The organism is Nitrospira sp. T9 (genome assembly GCF_052156535.1).
Lineage (GTDB): Bacteria > Nitrospirota > Nitrospiria > Nitrospirales > UBA8639 > Nitrospira_E.
In genome coordinates this window covers 1-17463 of record NZ_JBQKUP010000032.1, presented here as the reverse complement: position 1 = coordinate 17463, position 17463 = coordinate 1, and the positions used below count along the sequence as shown (strand labels likewise).

The window sequence follows — 17463 nt, the reverse complement described above, 5'->3', positions numbered from 1 at the left end:
ACAAAGCCTTATAATTTCTGTGGGTCGGCATCCTGATGCCTCTCAGTCAGACGGACCTGGAAGGTTCCAGACGAAAACACCTTCTGACTGAAAGAGAATCGCTCCATTTAGTTTATAGACTCAAAACATGGCTTTTCTGCCTTTTGAGCATAGCCAAATATTTATTTCAATTTAATATTGAAAATACAAATGATTTTCATTATCATTAAATTGTGCAATCACAATTACAACAATCTGTTTCCATTCGACGAAATCCAACCCGGACCACATGCCAATGAACGCCAACAATCATAGATACAAACAAAATTCCAGGGCGAGCGAGCTACCCAGTACTTGCCCAAAAAGGTTGGGGGATCTTTTCCTCCTCCGGAGCGCCCAACCTCTTCTTTTTAGTCGGAGGACACCAACAATGGAGGCTATTCCCATGAACATAGGACATTCCACCCTGCCACACATGAGAGTTCCTGCTCTGCTGAAGGGAAATATGATGGATTTGGATCTAGCCAGCCTAGAAGGACAATGGGGCATATTGTGTTGCCTTCCCAAACTTGAATTTTGCGATGCCGTGTTTCTCAATCAGTTTCGCAGAACCGTCAAAAAACAGGGCGCCCTCCTATTGGGTATGCAACACCCCGCTCACTCGTTTCACGGATCGCACCTCCCCACAACCAAAATCCTTTCCATCCCTTTGTTAATTGACTCCACACACCGTTTAGGTCGAACCCTGGGCTTATGGAGTAAACCTCCCTTTAATCAATGCCAGACCTTCATCTTCGACCCAGAGGGAGTAATCAGAGACCGACGGAACCATTTGTTCAACTGGCATGGCATGACCCTCCTTTTGGGCATGTTGAAACAATGTCAGGACTTTTCGTTTCAGCCTGCTCAAGAACGAAACCATACTCCTGCCATCACCAATTTCATGTTTGCCAAACAGGATCTGAACCCAACCCTTTGCTGATACTCACTCGCAAACTAACCTCATACCACTCAGGAGACACTTATGCCATCAAGTCAACAACTCAAGCTGAACGTCTGTGACTGTAGTCGTATTCATCTCACCTATGGGTCGATCACCCTTCATTTTGAGAAAGAAGAGTTCCTCGCCTATGCCATGCAATTGACCAGAATGGCGGCTCAGGTATCAAACACCGCTGGGTTTCGAAGAACACCCGACCTCGCTGACGCAAAAGCCACTACTTGTCATTGAGAAAAACATTCGTCATCCATCAAGTACGTTCAAAGAGAACGTACTTGATGGCCCTTAATCTGGTGAAGGAATTCAAGGAACATCTCATGAAACGGGATTCATTTATTATCGAAGGGGAAAGGCCCGTGTTCATCAGTTTGTCGGTATCCTTGGGATTCGTTTTTCTCAGCATCATTGGCCTGTGGGCATGGCCCGGAATCATACTGCTCATAAGCCAATAAGATCATTTGGAATGGATTGAAGAATGGGAAAAATTTGGCTGCGGGGCTGTTTAATGAATTTGGTCGGTTTTGATTGCCAAGACCAAATCATGGCCCAGGTTCCAGCGGGATGTCCGATTCATGCCATGCTTTGCGATCCCTTTCCAATGACCTCATGTTCATTGCCTATGAGCGTACGAAAGATGGTATTCCTGATTATTTTTCCTTCACCCTATTATGTGGTCATGCAGGTCAGTACAAGGGATTGGGGAAATTGAACGTCAAGCCAGCATGGATGAACAATGGGTTTTCATTGTAGGTATGACCAGGATCGGGACGTCTCCTCTCAACCAAACGATCCCAAAAAGAAGAGGTAGCTTTTTATGCAAGCAGGTCTTCACCAATCATTGAGGTAACCATCGGGTGGAGAGAAACCGGGGCCTTCCCCCGGTCTATCCCTAGTTTTCAACGAGATTTTTTCAGGAAACCATTTGCTCGGTATTCGCAATGGTCTCACTTTCCTAAAATCAGTCCCACTCAATCCTTAGATGGAGCGAACAGGACTGAACCAGCCATCCCAGGCATCCGGTCATCATACTATGAGAGTTTAAATATGGAGAGGGGGTGGTTGATCCGATATTTGCCAGGCCACTGATAATGTAACTTCTACATAGAAGGCCATTACTCCGTATCTCGGTTCAGGAAATGCAGGAAGAGTTCCCTCAAGAAAATCCGTTTTTTGACTCCCCAATCATGGAATCGGAGGTCTAACGTTGAACAAGGCCAACTTAACCTTTGCCCTCTTCTTTATTTGGTCAAGGGAAAAAGACCAGTTCAAAGATGGGATTACCCGCAGACAGAAATCAACCAAGGTTTCGCACGGAATGATAGCGAAATCCGATTATGAAATTTGAGAAGAGGGAGGAAAAAATACGGGCGGGAAACCGTCGGGCTGGAATGGAGAAAGACAGCCGTTACAACTTGTTAAATCTGGCCGAAGAGGTTTTATTCATTGATTCCCTTTTAAATGAATATCAACAAAATTGACAAATCTTTTTCTTTTTAGGTATCATAAATGATAATGATAATGGGTATCAAAATCATAAAAATCAATAAAGGAATGCAATTTTGGCACTCCAACCCGAATGCTCACGAATATCCTGACGCAACATTGCCCAATGCCTGATTTGCTCTAACCCAGAAGGTTTTTACTGATTACTAAGGAGGGAACGCATGAAGATCGGAACACGCGCACCAATGTGGAAAACCCCATGTTTGCTGAATGGCAGATGGCAGTACCTTCCCCTGACAGCGTTTCAGGGGACCCAATTTGTGCTGTGCTGCTTACCTGCCTTTGCTGAAACCGATGCCTGGTTGCTGGAACAACAGGTCAACCGGTTTCAGGCAGGAGGGATCGTGCTCGCGGCCTTAGTACCGAACAACGCCTTTCTTGTGAATTCCTGGGGTCGTCCTCCGCAAGACTTTGGTCTTCCCTTTTTGACTGATCCTCTCAATCGCTTGGTACGGACCCTGCATCTCTCAGCCTCCTTACCGCCCCATCGATGCGAAACATTATTTTTTGACCATCGCTGCTGCCTACAATTTCGACTATTCCATGATCTGAACCTCCGAGGTATCACCACGGTGCTGGAGGTTGCAGAAAGTGATTTCTGTCGGAGATCTGCTCACGCTGATCTTAAGCCGAAGCTTACCTTCGACCATCTTCTGCCACACTGTTCATCATTTGAGGCTCCAACAGGCTGAAACTCCTCCCCCAACAATGGAATTCTGTACCAACCCTTGAAGGAGAAATACTAAGATGATTGCGCCAGCCTCTGCGTTATCCCCCGTTTCAAAAACCCAATCTCTTTCCATTCACCAATGGCTGTATCTCCTCTTGTGTCTAAGCGTGGGAATGTATGGTGGTCTTGGCCGGGCTTCCTCTCAGTGGACCGATGCCCTTCCAGACATTGTTCTCTGGGGAGCCACAGGCTTGTCAGTCGGCTGCCTGGCTCTATGGTTAGAACGGCATTTAACCGAATGTCACCGCTCTACCTTGATTGGTGGTAGTCTTGGCCTCATCGTTGCCTTGGCGGGGATCGGATTTGCATTGATCATGGGAATGGGGACAGGGCTGCTCGAGATGTCTTCTCTTACCCCGTGGATCGGGCTGCCTGTCTTTCTTTTCTGTCCTTACATCGGACTGATGGTCGGTATTCACATCTCCAACATGCTGTCGCTGACCCCAAAAGCGGACCTACCAAAAGAGGCCTTTCCTCACGATTCGCTAATCCCATCGAACACCGTTCAAAAATTGCTGGATTCTAGCGCCATAATCGATGGCCGAATACTACCTCTCTGCACCACAGGTTTTTTGGAAGGCCCTTTCCTGGTTCCCAAAAGTATTTTGCATGAACTCCAAACATTAGCCGACTCCGCTCACCCCTCTAAACGAATTAAGGGGAAGCGTGGGTTGGATATCTTATCCCAAATGCAGGAACTGCCAAATATGGACGTGATGATAATCGAGGATTGGGAACCCGACATATCAGCGGTTGACCATCAACTCATCGCCATAGCCAAAAACCGTGGTGCCAAGATCGTGACCAACGATTGGAATTTGGCAAAAGTCGCATCAGTTCAAGGCGTGCTTTCTCTCAACGTGAACGAATTAACCTACCAATTACGCCCTTTGGTATTGCCTGGAGAAACCATACGTGTCTTCATTCATAAAGAGGGTCAGGGGCAGGAGCAGGGCATTGCCCATCTAGATGATGGCACAATGGTCGTCGTCGACCACGGTGCGACTCTGGTTGGTCAAGCGGTTGTGGTGGTGGTGACCCGATTTATGCAAACGAACACGGGACGAATGATTTTCTCGACTCCCCAGTCCAAAAACTCTTCTTTGTTTGTCAATCTTCAATCACCTCTCAAGGTAGCTTCGGGATACTCGCGCAGCCTCGTAGAAGGCCATGGATGAGGACGGACAGATGACACAATTACCCAACCACGATTTTATGATACGACATCAATATTTATTTATCTGGAGGTCTCCATTAACCAAACTGTCAGTCTATCCCGGAGAGGGCTCTTCCCCTCTCCAAGCTAGTGGGGGGCCCACCCGCACTCCTGGGTCCCCTACTTTCTTTGATGCTGGCCTTTGACACGAATCACCTTAAGAAAGGAATCACCAATGTCATTCCAACGTTGTCCTCAATGCCAGAACAGTACACTTGCACCAACCGGAGCCTTTTGGTGCTGTACGAATTGCGGATCTGCAATTACTTCCCAGGCCCTAGCCGCCCTAAGGGAATCTGTCAAAACCAGAGGCCATCGGCACGCTCACCTCATCCATGAGATCCTCTAATGCTCTCCTGGCGAAAATAGGTTATTCTTCAGAGAGGGTGAGTTCATCGCAACCACTGAGCCACTGCAGTCACCTGGCACCCATAGGGAATGGGCCAATACCTGGAATACGATCAGTCTCATCTTTTGCCCATGGTGCCACGAAAGCGTTCGTGACATAACTACCGATCAGGATCAAAGCCAAGCTTCCACCTTCTGATCTCATGGATGGGACCCCCTTTTTTTTTCACAATGGCCTATCTGTTATGCTGTTTACTATGCGGGATTTCCTCACACACTTCCTCTCCTGTAGAGAAATTCCTTCTGCATTCATCCGCCATGGTCCATTTGCACGCTTCAAATCTTTGGGCTAAATCTGGTTCTCAATCAGGGGGATTTGAGGAGGATACAAGGCTGTGTCGCCAATTATTTATTCAACCCTGACGATCAGGGAACCGAACCGTCAACGCCAGTGTATTGAAACCTTCTGAAGATTCCGTGGCAATGCTTAATGACTAAAGGCTGGTTTTTGGCTAAAAATTCCTAATCTATGCCAAATGCTCTCCTCCATAACTTACCACGCCGGCAAATGGTTCATCTATGAAAGAACGACCTAAACTATTCATCCAGAAATTGATCAACCGCGGCGTGAAGAATCTGTTGAATTTGCTCACAGTCTTCACCGGAAAGAATTTTTTCTCCCTGGAAATTGGTCACATAAAAAACATCGGCCACCTGATCTAACCTGGTCCCGATTCTGGCCATATGAATTGAAAGACCCAATTGAACCAGCGTTTTGGCGATCACAAAGAGCAACCCTTGCTTGTCATCGGCAAAGAGGTCAATCACCGTAAAGGCATCTGAGACCCCATGATCAATATGCACTTCCGTGAGATGCCGGCCCGTAGGAAAGGGACGACCAAGGGCCACGCGCCGTCGTCGTTCAACCATTTGATGAACTGATTGTCTTCCCTCCACGACCTCTTGAATTTCCTTTGCCACCTCCTCTAGGCGCCCGGCAGATGGCGGCCCTTCATAATCTGAATCATGTACCGAGAACACATCCCACACCGTGCCATCCTTCAGTGTCATAATTTGCGCTTCCAATACCTGCAAACCCATGGCGGCTAACACTCCGGCCACTTGCATGAAAATACCTGGTTTGGTCTGTTCACGGGTGATCAGCACATACTCCGAAACGCCTGATGCCTGATTGAATCTGGCTTCCACATGAGTCGGCTTGACTGGTAGAGCACGAATGGCTAAGAGATACGCCGCCATTTGGTTAACCGGGGTCGACAGAACGTACCGGCTGGGGAGTTGTTGAAGTTTGGCATTCACCCATTCCGACCAGTCGGGTTCAGGAGAATGGCCCTCGCTTTGATCAGCCCTTAAAATCCTGATAAGTTTGTCTCGAGCTTCGGGCGGAATATTCTTACTCCCATCACCGGAATTCGTTGAACCTGCATCCCCGGCAAGCTCGGCGTAGGTCAACGAATACAGTTCCCCTAATAAGGACTCTTTCCATTTCGTCATCACCTCAGGTCCCACCGCTGATATATCTGCAATAGTCAGAATAAACAGCTTTTGAATCATCCCGACAGTTTTTACCAATCGGGCAAATGTGACAATGGTTTTAGGATCGTTGAGATCTCGGCGAAAAGCCGTATGAGACATCTGCAAGTGATGGCGAACCAGAAAAGCGAGAGTCTGCCGTTCCTTTTCAGATAAATCCAACCGATCAGCTGTAAGGTGGGCAATCTCCTGACCGACTTCGCTATGATCCCCAGGACGCCCTTTGCCTAAATCATGCAGCAACAGGGCCAGATGCAAAATGTCTTTATCGGTGATGTTTCGATAAACCTCTCCTATGATCCCTTGGTGATTTTGAAGTCGTTCCGCTTCCCTCACTGCGAGCAGACTATGCTCATCGACCGTGTATTTATGATATTGATTGAACTGCATGAGACCACGTACTCGGGAGAAAGCCGGCACGAGCTTTTCCAGTAGACTAGCCTGATGCATGGCTTCAAGAGTTTGAACTATCCGACCCGGACTTGACAGAATATGTCGAAAAAGCCGACTCACCGGCTTGGTATGAAACCGCTCATTGGGTAAGGTTCCCATGTGCTGGGACAATTCATTGAGAATGCGCGAATCGATGGGGACTGCTTGACGATGGGAGATCACAAATAACCTCAGGAGCAACATGGGGCTCTCCATCACCTCAAGGAGCTTATCCGTCTGAATTGTCAACCGATTTTCCAGTATACGGAAGTGCCCTTCAATTAATGGAGGAGGCCACCATTGGCGAACCCGGTCCAACCAGGATTTCGCCCTGGCTTGATCAAGAAACCGCCGCCCACGGTCAAACAACCCGGTCGTATGACGGAAATACACTTGCATAAATTGCTCAACGGCCAACAAATGAGGATGATCCACAAATCCCCAAAGTGCAGAGAGCCGAACCTGATCGTCGAACGTGAGAATATCTTGAGCCCGTCCCGCTTCAAAATGCAAAAAACACCGAACCCGCCAGAGAAATTCCTGTGCGTCTTGCAGAACCTGATAATCCTGAATAGCAATGATTCCCCGATTCGAGAGTTCTTGAATCGTCCCCGCTCCATATCGGGCCTGGCCAACCCATTGCAGCAAATGCAGATCCCGAAGCCCACCCTTACTTTTTTTAATATTCGGTTCCAGCATAAAGACAGTCTCACCAAATTTGGCATACTCTCTTTCACGCTCTTGAATTTTATCCAGAACAAACCGTTGCGCCCGTTTCTTGATGATCCGACGTTCGAATTTCCGTTGAAATTCCTGAAACACTAAAGCACTGCCGATAAGAAATCGCGATTCCATCAGTGAGGTACAGGCCGCCAGATCGGCTTCTGCAATCGTCAGACATTCTGCGAGGGACCGCACACTATGCCCAACTTGAAACCCAAGATCCCAAAGCCGGTGAAAGACTCCGGTAGACAGGGCCTCAGCGACTTCCCTTTGATTGCCCTGAGTGAGAATCATCACATCAATGTCGGAATAGGGAGCTAACTCCCGCCGCCCATACCCCCCCATGGCCACTAAACAGCATTGCTGCCAGCCGGCTCGCACACCTGCATTGCCTTGCTGAATGACCTCCCGAAATCGCGCGATCAGTAAAGCATCCATGAAATCCGAAAAAGCCTGGGTGATCTCACTGCCGGTCGCTCCTTCAATTAAGCGTTGGCGAAGAGCCTCGCGCTGGGACTGGAGAACATGAAGCCCCAGAGAGGAGTCCTTGTGTTCCGTCAAACCGGTAGGGGGCAAAGGTATCCCTTCATTCATCGAGGGCAACTCCCGCCAGCACTCACCATGTCACACATTCAGGTTAAGCTCCAGAAAAATATCGGTTCGTAATCGGCATGCGCCGATCCTTTCCTAACGCTCTCGAGGTAATTTTAATGCCCACTGGCGCTTGTCGACGCTTGTATTCGCTCCGATCCACCATCCCCATGACCGTTCGCACAATATGAGAATCATAGCCCATCTTCACAATTCTGCCCATTGACTCATTGTCCTCAACATAGGCTTGTAGAATTGCATCTAAGACCGGATAGGGAGGGAGGGTATCCTGATCCGTCTGATCGGGCCTCAACTCAGCGGAAGGAGCACGCACCTGAATTCTTTCAGGAATAATCACCCGGTCAAAATTTGAGCCCCTATACTCACTTCGCCAACGAGAAAGCTCATACACCTTCGTTTTGGGAATATCTTTGATCACGGCAAACCCACCAGCCATATCGCCGTACAGCGTGGCATATCCCACACTCATTTCGCTTTTATTTCCCGTGGTCAGTACTAAATACCCGAATTTATTGGAAAGAGCCATCAGCAGTGTTCCTCTGATGCGAGCTTGCAAATTTTCTTCCGTCGAATCAGTCTGAGAACCCTGAAAGGACTTGTTCAACACCCCAAGCAAAGCCTTGAACACTCTCGTTATCGAAAGTTGCCGCATCTCGATTCCCAAATTTTTTCCTAGCTGACGAGCATCCACACGACTTTCCTTAGAGGTATAGGGGGATGGCATCATTACACCCATCACATTGGACGCGCCTAAGGCATCTCGGGCAATCAATGCAGTCAAAGCCGAATCAATCCCTCCGCTGATACCGACAAGAACATTTGAGAAGGCATTCTTCCGCACATAATCTTGCACTCCTAGCACGAGTGCCCGGTATATCTCCTCTAACTCACCCATTACCGGTGTGAGCCTTCTGACACCTGGAGCGCCGGACTTCGGCCACCTCGGCGTCCATCCCATCCGGATCATCGGAACCCGAACATCTTCGCCATCAACTTCAGATGCTTTTCCTGGCCCCTTTGATTTCCCCGTTCGTGTTGAAGGAATCTGAAGGTCGGTCAGCAGGAAATCTTCTTCAAAGGCTTTGGCTCGCGCAAGGACCGCACCGGTGGAATCCATGACGAGGCTATTCCCATCAAAAACCAATTCATCCTGTCCTCCGACCATATTGGTATAACTGACCATTACATTGTTAGCTTTTGCCCGAATGGCTAACATGCGTTCACGACTGTGGGTTTTTCCGACCTGATAAGGAGAGGCATTAATGTTGAGAACCAGGTGAGCGCCCCCACATGCTGCCTGCCGGCTGGCCGGACCATCAGCAAACCATATGTCTTCACAAATATTGATTCCAATTCGTAACGGGCCCAGGCAGTAGACCGGACTGATTCGTCCCGGTTGAAAATACCGTTCTTCGTCAAACACCCCATAGTTGGGGAGCTTGCATTTGGCATACGATCTTTTCACCTGACCATCGACCAGGACCCACGCCGCATTCATAGGCTTCCTTCGATTCTGTCCATGATTCCGGAGGGGATGTTGAGCAGGACGATCAGATGCAATCACGCTTCCCACTACCGCCATAATCCCCGTCGTGACTTTGGTAATACGGTCCCGCATCCGACTAATATCGAATAGAAACTTCGGCATGAGGAGCAGATCTTCTGGAGGATACCCACACACGGCCAACTCCGGAAAGACAACCACATCGGCTTTGGCTTTCTTCGCCTCGCGAATCCATCCGCAAATGGTGCGGGTATTCCCCCCAAGATCCCCAACCACCGCATTCATCTGCACCATCGCCAATCGAATCATCATGATAAAAAAAACGTCCTCTGTCCCATCGGAACCGAGGACGCCATTGTCCTTTGCGCTGACATATACGGGAAGACGTCGTTGTCGCCCCTCAAGGGATTATACAAGCAATGAAAGATCCGTTCAAAGAATCTCTCCTCAAATTCCTATTTCAATGGTAAATCGTCCTAGGGATACTTAATGAGTCGCCCGCTGAAGTTCCTCCGCGAGAATAATCGCATCGGCAATTTCTCTCATGGATTTTCGAAGATTCATGCTTTGTCGTTGCATAAGACGAAATGCTTCAGGCTCTGACAATCCCCTAGAGGCCATTAAAAAACCTTTAGCACGCTCTACCAATTTTCGCACTTCTAGAGCCTCTTGCATCTCAAACGACTTTTCCATAAGCCGAGTGTGCTCAATGGCGACGGCAGATTGATTCGCAATGGCTTGAAGCGTGGTCACCTCTTCATCTGAAAACGCATGATAACTGGAAGTGTATACATTAATAACCCCAATCGGACTTTCCTTCATGAGCATGGGAATGGACAATAAAGAATGCAATCCTTCCTGTTTCGCCAAATCCCGATAAAAATACCCATCTTCAGCCTTCACATCCGGAACATACACCGGATGGTGATCCTGCACCGCTCGGCCGCTCATGCTCTGTCCAACCTTCAACGGTGGCTTCCGCCGGTATGCATCACTCAGGCTTTGAGTGGCTGCGATACGAAGTTCCCCCGAAGGCTGGTCGACAAGCATGATCGAGCAAATTTTTGAATTCATCAGCTGAGCCGTCATGGTGACAATTAATTGCAGCACATCCTCTATCAGTCGATTAGAAGCCACCGTTTCCGATACTTGGGAAAGGGTTTCAAGTCGACGCGCTTTTTGCCGCATATCGTCGTACAATCTGGCATTGGCAATCGCGCCGCCGACTTGATTAGCAATGGTCAGTAAGAGCGCGAGCGTTTCTTCAGCATACCGCTTTGACCGCTTATGCTGAACATTAATGACACCGACCATTTTCCCCTTACTCGTAATGGGAACTGACACAAACGCCTGATAGCGGTCTTCCGGCAGACGATGAAAAAACTTAAATCTGGCGTCATCACTTGCATTGCGAGGAATCACCACGGGAACTTTTTCTCGTGCCACCCACCCGGTAATCCCTTCTCCCAAACCGATGGATATCCGCCCGATAAGACGGGGATGCGGATTTTTCGATGCACGCAAAATAAGCTCTTCTGTTGTTTCAGAAATCAAATATAATAGACAGGCATCCCCCTTCGTCACTTCCACAACCACTTCCACGATTTGCTTTAATACCGTTTCCAGCTCCAAAGTACTACTAATGGATTCACTGATTCGGTGAAGAATCTGCACCTCACGGGTCCGCTCCCGAACAAGGTGCTTGAGGTCTTCTATCGTCGAAGGACGGATCGCAGCCATGTTATTTTTTCTTGGATAGACGTGGACGGCTCACTGCCTGTGAAACAGGCCCCAATCGTTTCCCACGAGTGGACTGACTGGCAATAAACCATTGGCGAATACGTTGTCGAACCAAGGGAACGACCTTGACCTTCCCGATTGTGGTGGGCAACACGCAATTAATTTGACCCTTTATGACCTTTTTGTCGTGTTGCATGGCCCCCCAGAGATCCATAAAAGTCATGGAAGGCATGGCAATGGGCAACCCAACATCCTGAATCAAGTCGCGTTGCCGCTCAATCAGCTCCTTTGCACACAACCCTAAAAAATGTGCCATTGAAGCTTCCTGCACCATGCCAATTCCCACCGCTTCTCCATGAATCCATGTTCTATAACGACCCCAGGTTTCCAGTGCATGGCCTACGGTGTGGCCATAATTCAAAATGCGTCTGCGTCCAGATTCCCGTTCATCTCCACCCACGACTTCAGCTTTAATTTCACAACACCGCCGAATGACGATGGGGATGACATCCTCAGCTTGTTCTCGTAAGTCATCAACGTGTTGTTCTAAATATTCAAAAAACTTCGGATCCGCAATCATGCCGTACTTAATCACCTCCGCTAACCCTGCTACCCATTCACGTTTTGGAAGAGATTGCAATGTCTGCGGATCAATAACCACGACACGTGGCTGATAAAACGCCCCAATCAAATTTTTCCCTATTGGATGGTTAACCCCTGTTTTTCCACCCACGCTTGAATCTACTTGAGCCACCAATGTCGTCGGCACTTGGACAAATGAAACACCGCGCAGATAAACAGAGGCAGCAAACCCCGCCACATCTCCCACGACCCCTCCACCTAACGCTAACACCACTTCCTGGCGTTCAAGTCGTTGCGTGACCAGTTCATCCAGTATTTTTGACAACCAATACATGGATTTGGCCTTTTCTCCATCGGGTATCACCACAAGAAATGGAGAAAATCCACACCGCTTTAAGGCACGGAAAACTACCCGCCCATAGAGTTCATTGACGACTGGATTGGTCACAATGGCAACTCGCCCTGACAATCCAACATCCTGAAGCACACGGCCTATTTGAGGCAGAATATGAGGTTGAATAAGGACTTGATAACTCCGATCTCCCAAAGAAACCGGAACGAGTTTCGAGAATTCAGAGGTCTTCATCTAGCGGAAGTCACCACAAAGCAGGTTTATTCCAAGAAACGATAGAAACCTGCCACGAGAGGAGCTCAGGACAAGAGGATTAAAACGTGCGGACATACTCTTGATAAGCCTCAAAGTTTCTTTTCATTTCATCCAACGTATCTCCACCAAATTTTTCAATCAGGGCATTGGCCATTTCATAGGCAATCACCGCTTCGCCCACGACGCCGGCAGCCGGAACAGTGCAAATATCTGAACGCTCTACCGTGGCCTCAAACGGTTCTTTTGTTTCGATGTCCACGCTGTCTTTGGGAGTATAGAGAGTCGCGATGGGCTTCATGGCTACTCGTAGAACGATCGGTTGTCCGTTCGTAATGCCGCCCTCCAACCCACCGGCATTGTTCGATTTTCTGGTAAATTGACCTGCGGCTTTATCAAAATAAATGTCGTCATGCACTTCAGATCCAAAACGGCGGGCCGACTCAAATCCCATGCCAATTTCTACCCCCTTCATCGCTTGAATACTCATCGCAGCGAACGCCAAGCGAGCACTTAGGCGCCGATCCCATTGAGCATAGGTTCCCAGCCCGATCGGAACGTTCGTGACCACAACCTCAAAGATACCGCCTAAGGAATCTCCTTTATGCTTGGCTGCCCGAATCTGTTCAACCATTTTTTTTGCCGTCTCAGGGTCATGACATCGCACTTCAGATTGTTCTGCATGTTCATACGCCATCAACGGATCATTAGGACTGGGAGCTGCGACCCCTCCAATGTCCATCGTATAACTGACCACTCGCATGTCAAACTCGGCCAGCAACGATTTCGCCACACCACCAATGGCAACCCTAATCGCTGTTTCCCTGGCACTGGCCTTTTCCAGCACATTGCGAATATCGCTATGACCATATTTGATGGCTCCAACCAAATCTGCATGGCCCGGCCGTGGACGAGTCACCACTCGTTCAGTGGAAGGGGGACCAGGTTCGGACGCCATGATGTCTTTCCAGTTTTCCCAATCCTTATTCCAGATCAAGAGTCCTAGCGGATTTCCCAAAGTTTTCCCTTTTCGAACTCCACAAATAAATTCAATCCGGTCCTTTTCAATTCGCATCCGCCCGCCACGCCCATATCCGCCCTGTCGGCGAATCAAATCCACATTAATCCCTTCGGCCGTAATCGGCAATCCAGACGGAACCCCTTCTACCACAGCCATTAGGCCTCTTCCATGAGATTCCCCCGCATTTAAATATCGCAACATGGCATTCCTTTTTGGCTCATTAAATACTCATGCCGGTAGAGCATGTTCCTTTTTAAAATGTTCCCACCCTTACTGACCAGGACGGTCTACCCAAGCCTGTAGCTGCAGACTTGGGATACGGATAATGATCAATCACCAGTTCCCATTGCGGAACGAGTCAAAGAGTTCCCCCCCGGATTGTTAGAGTACAGATTATGAAGGTTTTTTCAGGCTTTCTCAACCAGAATATTCATAATGATTATTGGATGGTGGGAAAGGAAAGAATGAAGGTTTTTGGCAAGGAAGCCCCCTTCAATGAGGCGGCTGAGGAGAGATACTCAAGGAGCACCTCCTCCTCACTGATGGTCTTAATCGTCCATCCTGATAGAGCGAGTTCAGATCCCGTTTGGACCAGAACTCGCTTCGATGGAGATACTTGAATGATCGCCTGGTGACCATCTCGGCCATGAATCACGCCAAGAAGTCTCCAATCCGGATTATCCAGCAAAGGAACAACTTTCGAGTCCTTATCTGATGGCGTCGTAACTTTAGGGGTTGATAGACGCGGCTGAGGTATCCGCTTGAAAGGGTCTCGACGACTCCCGTCAGTTCGTCGGGAATGGTCCTCAACGAGACTGGGTCTAACTAGCCTGTTTTGGTAAGAAGTCGATGAGGAGGTACCTTCCGCAGCCACCACTCCCATTACCCCTCCCAAATTAAGCACAATCCAAACACAGACCGAGTAGCCCGCGAACCTTCTCAGGTAGGCAGACATGGTGGAGACCTTGCGTCGAATGTCTATGCCTCCAGGATCTCGCAATCCCGCCTGACATTGATCGGTTCGATTATGTTCTAAGCAGCTGCTGAACATGTTCAATCCCTAAGGGAGTTAACCCGTGCATCACCAGATTCGTGCTGACGAGAGGTGAATGTTCGTTGTCTGGCTTTCCGGCCAGGGTAATGGAAGGGATACCTTCAACCCATGCAAGTTGCCGCAAGTCATCCAAAAATTGAACGGTCCCCTGGAAATCCCCTTCTACTCTGAGGACAATGGGTATCGAAAATTCAGAATGCTGAAGCTCGGTCAAAGGAGGTTCAGGTTTCCACACCCGAATGGTCACATTCCTTCGCTTCGCAATTTCGATGACATCCCTTCGAAAGATTTTTGATTCTATATTTTCAGGGAATTGTTGAACTCGAGTGGCTAAATTTTCACGCAAGCTGTTGACATCCTTCTCTATGGTCTTCAGTGATTCTGTTTTTTGGGTGAGCCCTCGACTCTCCTGATCGAGGCGAGAAACTTCCCCTTCCAACTGCTTGATCGAGTCACTCATCGCATCCCACATCACGAAGTGAATAACCAAAAGACAGACGAGCATCACTCCGACCAGAAAACCAAATCGACACCAAAGGGATAATGACTTCCACTGTGCCATCATGTAGTCACCCGTTGATCCCATACAAAACGAATCAAAAATGAAAAGACGCCTGATTCCCCTTCTGGGTGATCAAGAATTTCCACTACAGGTAAACTCACAATAATTCCATCATTCTCCAACCCCTCCATAAATTTACCAATATCTTCTAGTGCCAACGATTGTCCCCGCAATTCCACCACCCGTGAATCAAGTTGTACCCGCTCCAACCAGATATCAAGCTTTTCAACATTTCGACTGACTCCATCCAGCATTTTGACCGGCCAAGCCTTTTCTCTCTCCTGATCACTGAGCTGCTCAATGGAGGTCATAAGGAGGACTTTTTGTTCATGAAAAAGCTGCAATTTATCGAGGCGTTCCTTTATCTGAACCAGATCCTGTATTTTGACGATCTTTTCCTGAACCAATGCATCAACCTGTTCTTGCAAAGATTGCGTCCACCACCAACTCGCCCATCCAAATCCCATGAATACCACCACACCCACTAGCCAACAAAACAGCCTTAAAGACTCATGTGGATTAACTGGCCGCTGAAATGAACGAGCTAAATTAATTTCAATCATGAGGGATTGCCCCACGCAATGCCGCTCCAACCGCAACACCAAATAACGGCAAAGCTTTCTGAAAGCGAGAATCCTGTTGCATCTCCTGAGGGACTTTAATTTTATTAAACGGGTTAACCCTTGTCACAGAAACGTCCAATGAATCAGCGAGTCTCGATTGAAGTCCCTCCAGCATCGAATAGCCCCCTGACAGGAACACGCCCTGCACCATTCCCGTGTCAGTTCCTTCTGAAGCATGCTTGATAGTTTCGGCGACCTGCTTTATTGTTTCGTTGAAAAATTGTTCTAGAAGTAGAGTTTCCGAGGCGCCTAACTTAAAGCCATCACCCGCCGAGCCTAAAGCCGCTTGCACCCCGTCAAGCAAGTCCCCATACCACTCGACCTCGTAGGATACTTGATGCATATGCACCAGACGCCCTTCTTCCATCATCACCGAAAGGATGCCGGTTGGTCCGAGATGAATAATCATCCACGTTCCTTCATGGCCATAGTTGTAAGCAATCATATTCACCAGTGAAAAGGCATCCACATCGACAAAACGGACGGGCATCCCTTGCCCTTCAAATTGTCGCATTCGCGCCTCTATGAATTCTTTTTTTGCTACAACTAGAAATGTCTGAAGTTTTTCGTTGTCCAGGGCATCAGAATCTTTGTGTCGATACACATCCCACACGACACCTTGAACATCAAGAGGAATATACCGGTCAAGCTCCAAAGCGAGGTGTTCTCGAAGATCCTTTTCCGACATATAGGGAAGTGCCAGTCTCTTCAACAAGACGTGGGGACTCGAAACCGTAATCCCCACCGCACGAGGAGAAGGGGATAACTGGTTTCGAAGAAATTGGACTAGATGTCGATCATCCTCAAGATCAGCTTGAGAATTTGGATTAGGAGTAAAGGGAAGAGATTCAAGCACGATACCCTTTAGGATAGGGGAGGTAGGGCCCGGCTGTAGAGTCACCGCCTTCAAGAATCGAGATCCCACATCCACGCCTGTTACATTCTGGCTTTTCCACGAAAATCCTCTGACCCTTTCTACAATGCCTCCCCAGACTGTATTCATCTTTTTCGGTCCAACAATATTCGGCAAAGGACTCTTGACCTCAATTGGGTTTTATCGGGATTCTCCCTGTAAATGCCATCCCCCAATATGATGTCATGTTTTTACCTAGATTTGTTAATCGTTTTGCCTGGAGGAACTCACAACATGCTAGGCAAGACACCGCGAGTCGCATTCCCCTTACATTAGGAATGGCTCGATGATTCAAGACTGCTTAATGAGGGGTCAGAATGTTTGTTTCAGAAAAAAACTACGAAAAAAGTAGATACCCACGGGCTTACGCCGCGTGGCACTTAAAATTCAAATTCGAGGTGAATCTGCCATTTGTCCATTCGTTCTTGATGCTCCACGTACCGCCGGATGACGGCCTCATTCACCCCCACCGTCGAAGAGAAGAACCCCGGAGACCACAACACCGGCCCCCAGTACGTCCGTTTCAGGTCGGGATACCGCAACCGCAATTGCCGACTCAAATTCACTTGCATCTTGCCCACAATACTCGAGACCGCATATTTCGGAGGTATAACCAGCACCAGAGCTATTGTCAAATCTAGTGTCTGAGCCGGTGATTACGCGGCGACCGAGTTCATGGTGTTCGGGTCCATGCCATCAATAAACTGAATCCCTTCGATGACCTTCGGCAACTGTTTGAATCCTCGCACACGACGCCACGTCT

The 17463-nt window shown here is 48.4% G+C and carries 14 protein-coding genes; 4 read left to right on the top strand and 10 right to left on the bottom strand.

All coding sequences use genetic code 11. The features are described from left to right. Nucleotides 1-424 precede the first annotated feature (424 nt). From ACTRXD_RS06880 to ACTRXD_RS06865, 4 genes are all read left to right on the top strand, one after another. Nucleotides 425-961: a redoxin domain-containing protein gene (locus tag ACTRXD_RS06880; protein ID WP_442431101.1), complete on the top strand. Its 537-nt coding sequence runs from the start codon at nucleotides 425-427 to the stop codon at nucleotides 959-961. Between the two features lie 42 nt (nucleotides 962-1003). After that, nucleotides 1004-1210 carry a hypothetical protein gene (locus ACTRXD_RS06875; RefSeq protein ID WP_442431100.1) on the top strand — a complete coding sequence of 69 codons (207 nt, stop codon included), beginning with the start codon at nucleotides 1004-1006 and terminating at the stop codon, nucleotides 1208-1210. A 1433-nt stretch (nucleotides 1211-2643) separates the two neighbouring features. Then, a complete protein-coding gene (locus tag ACTRXD_RS06870; protein ID WP_442431099.1) occupies nucleotides 2644-3174 on the top strand; it encodes a hypothetical protein in 531 nt (176 codons plus the stop codon). Nucleotides 3175-3229: 55 nt separating this feature from the next. Beyond that, entirely contained in the window at nucleotides 3230-4390 is a 1161-nt protein-coding gene (locus ACTRXD_RS06865) for a PIN/TRAM domain-containing protein (RefSeq protein ID WP_442431098.1), read from the top strand. A 983-nt stretch (nucleotides 4391-5373) separates the two neighbouring features. On the opposite strand, the gene glnD is transcribed toward ACTRXD_RS06865, so the two are convergent. The 10 genes from glnD to ACTRXD_RS06815 all read right to left on the bottom strand — a co-directional run bounded on the left by glnD (nucleotide 5374) and on the right by ACTRXD_RS06815 (nucleotide 17335). After that, on the bottom strand, nucleotides 5374-8079 hold the full coding sequence (glnD, locus tag ACTRXD_RS06860) for a [protein-PII] uridylyltransferase (RefSeq protein WP_442431097.1): 2706 nt from the start codon (nucleotides 8077-8079) through the stop codon (nucleotides 5374-5376). Between the two features lie 43 nt (nucleotides 8080-8122). Then, nucleotides 8123-9913 carry an NAD+ synthase gene (locus ACTRXD_RS06855; RefSeq protein WP_442431096.1) on the bottom strand — a complete coding sequence of 597 codons (1791 nt, stop codon included), beginning with the start codon at nucleotides 9911-9913 and terminating at the stop codon, nucleotides 8123-8125. 174 nt (nucleotides 9914-10087) lie between these two features. After that, entirely contained in the window at nucleotides 10088-11341 is a 1254-nt protein-coding gene (locus ACTRXD_RS06850; RefSeq protein ID WP_442431095.1) for a GAF domain-containing protein, read from the bottom strand. Between the two features lies 1 nt (nucleotide 11342). Then, a complete protein-coding gene (aroB, locus tag ACTRXD_RS06845) occupies nucleotides 11343-12509 on the bottom strand; it encodes a 3-dehydroquinate synthase (RefSeq protein WP_442431094.1) in 1167 nt (388 codons plus the stop codon). Between the two features lie 79 nt (nucleotides 12510-12588). After that, entirely contained in the window at nucleotides 12589-13749 is a 1161-nt protein-coding gene (gene aroC, locus ACTRXD_RS06840) for a chorismate synthase (RefSeq protein WP_442431093.1), read from the bottom strand. A 238-nt stretch (nucleotides 13750-13987) separates the two neighbouring features. Further along, nucleotides 13988-14599, bottom strand: coding sequence for a hypothetical protein (locus tag ACTRXD_RS06835; protein ID WP_442431092.1), 612 nt, complete (start codon nucleotides 14597-14599; stop codon nucleotides 13988-13990). After that, complete coding sequence (gene pilO, locus ACTRXD_RS06830) at nucleotides 14574-15167, bottom strand: type 4a pilus biogenesis protein PilO (RefSeq protein WP_442431091.1); 594 nt, start codon at nucleotides 15165-15167, stop codon at nucleotides 14574-14576. The genes ACTRXD_RS06835 and pilO overlap by 26 nt, the downstream gene beginning before the upstream one ends. Further along, entirely contained in the window at nucleotides 15164-15727 is a 564-nt protein-coding gene (locus ACTRXD_RS06825; protein WP_442431090.1) for a PilN domain-containing protein, read from the bottom strand. The genes pilO and ACTRXD_RS06825 overlap by 4 nt, the downstream gene beginning before the upstream one ends. After that, a complete protein-coding gene (pilM, locus tag ACTRXD_RS06820; protein WP_442431089.1) occupies nucleotides 15720-16790 on the bottom strand; it encodes a pilus assembly protein PilM in 1071 nt (356 codons plus the stop codon). The genes ACTRXD_RS06825 and pilM overlap by 8 nt, the downstream gene beginning before the upstream one ends. A gap of 290 nt (nucleotides 16791-17080) precedes the next feature. Next, nucleotides 17081-17335 (bottom strand): transposase, encoded by a 255-nt coding sequence (locus ACTRXD_RS06815; RefSeq protein ID WP_442431088.1) that lies wholly within the window; start codon nucleotides 17333-17335, stop codon nucleotides 17081-17083. Nucleotides 17336-17463: the final 128 nt, after the last annotated feature.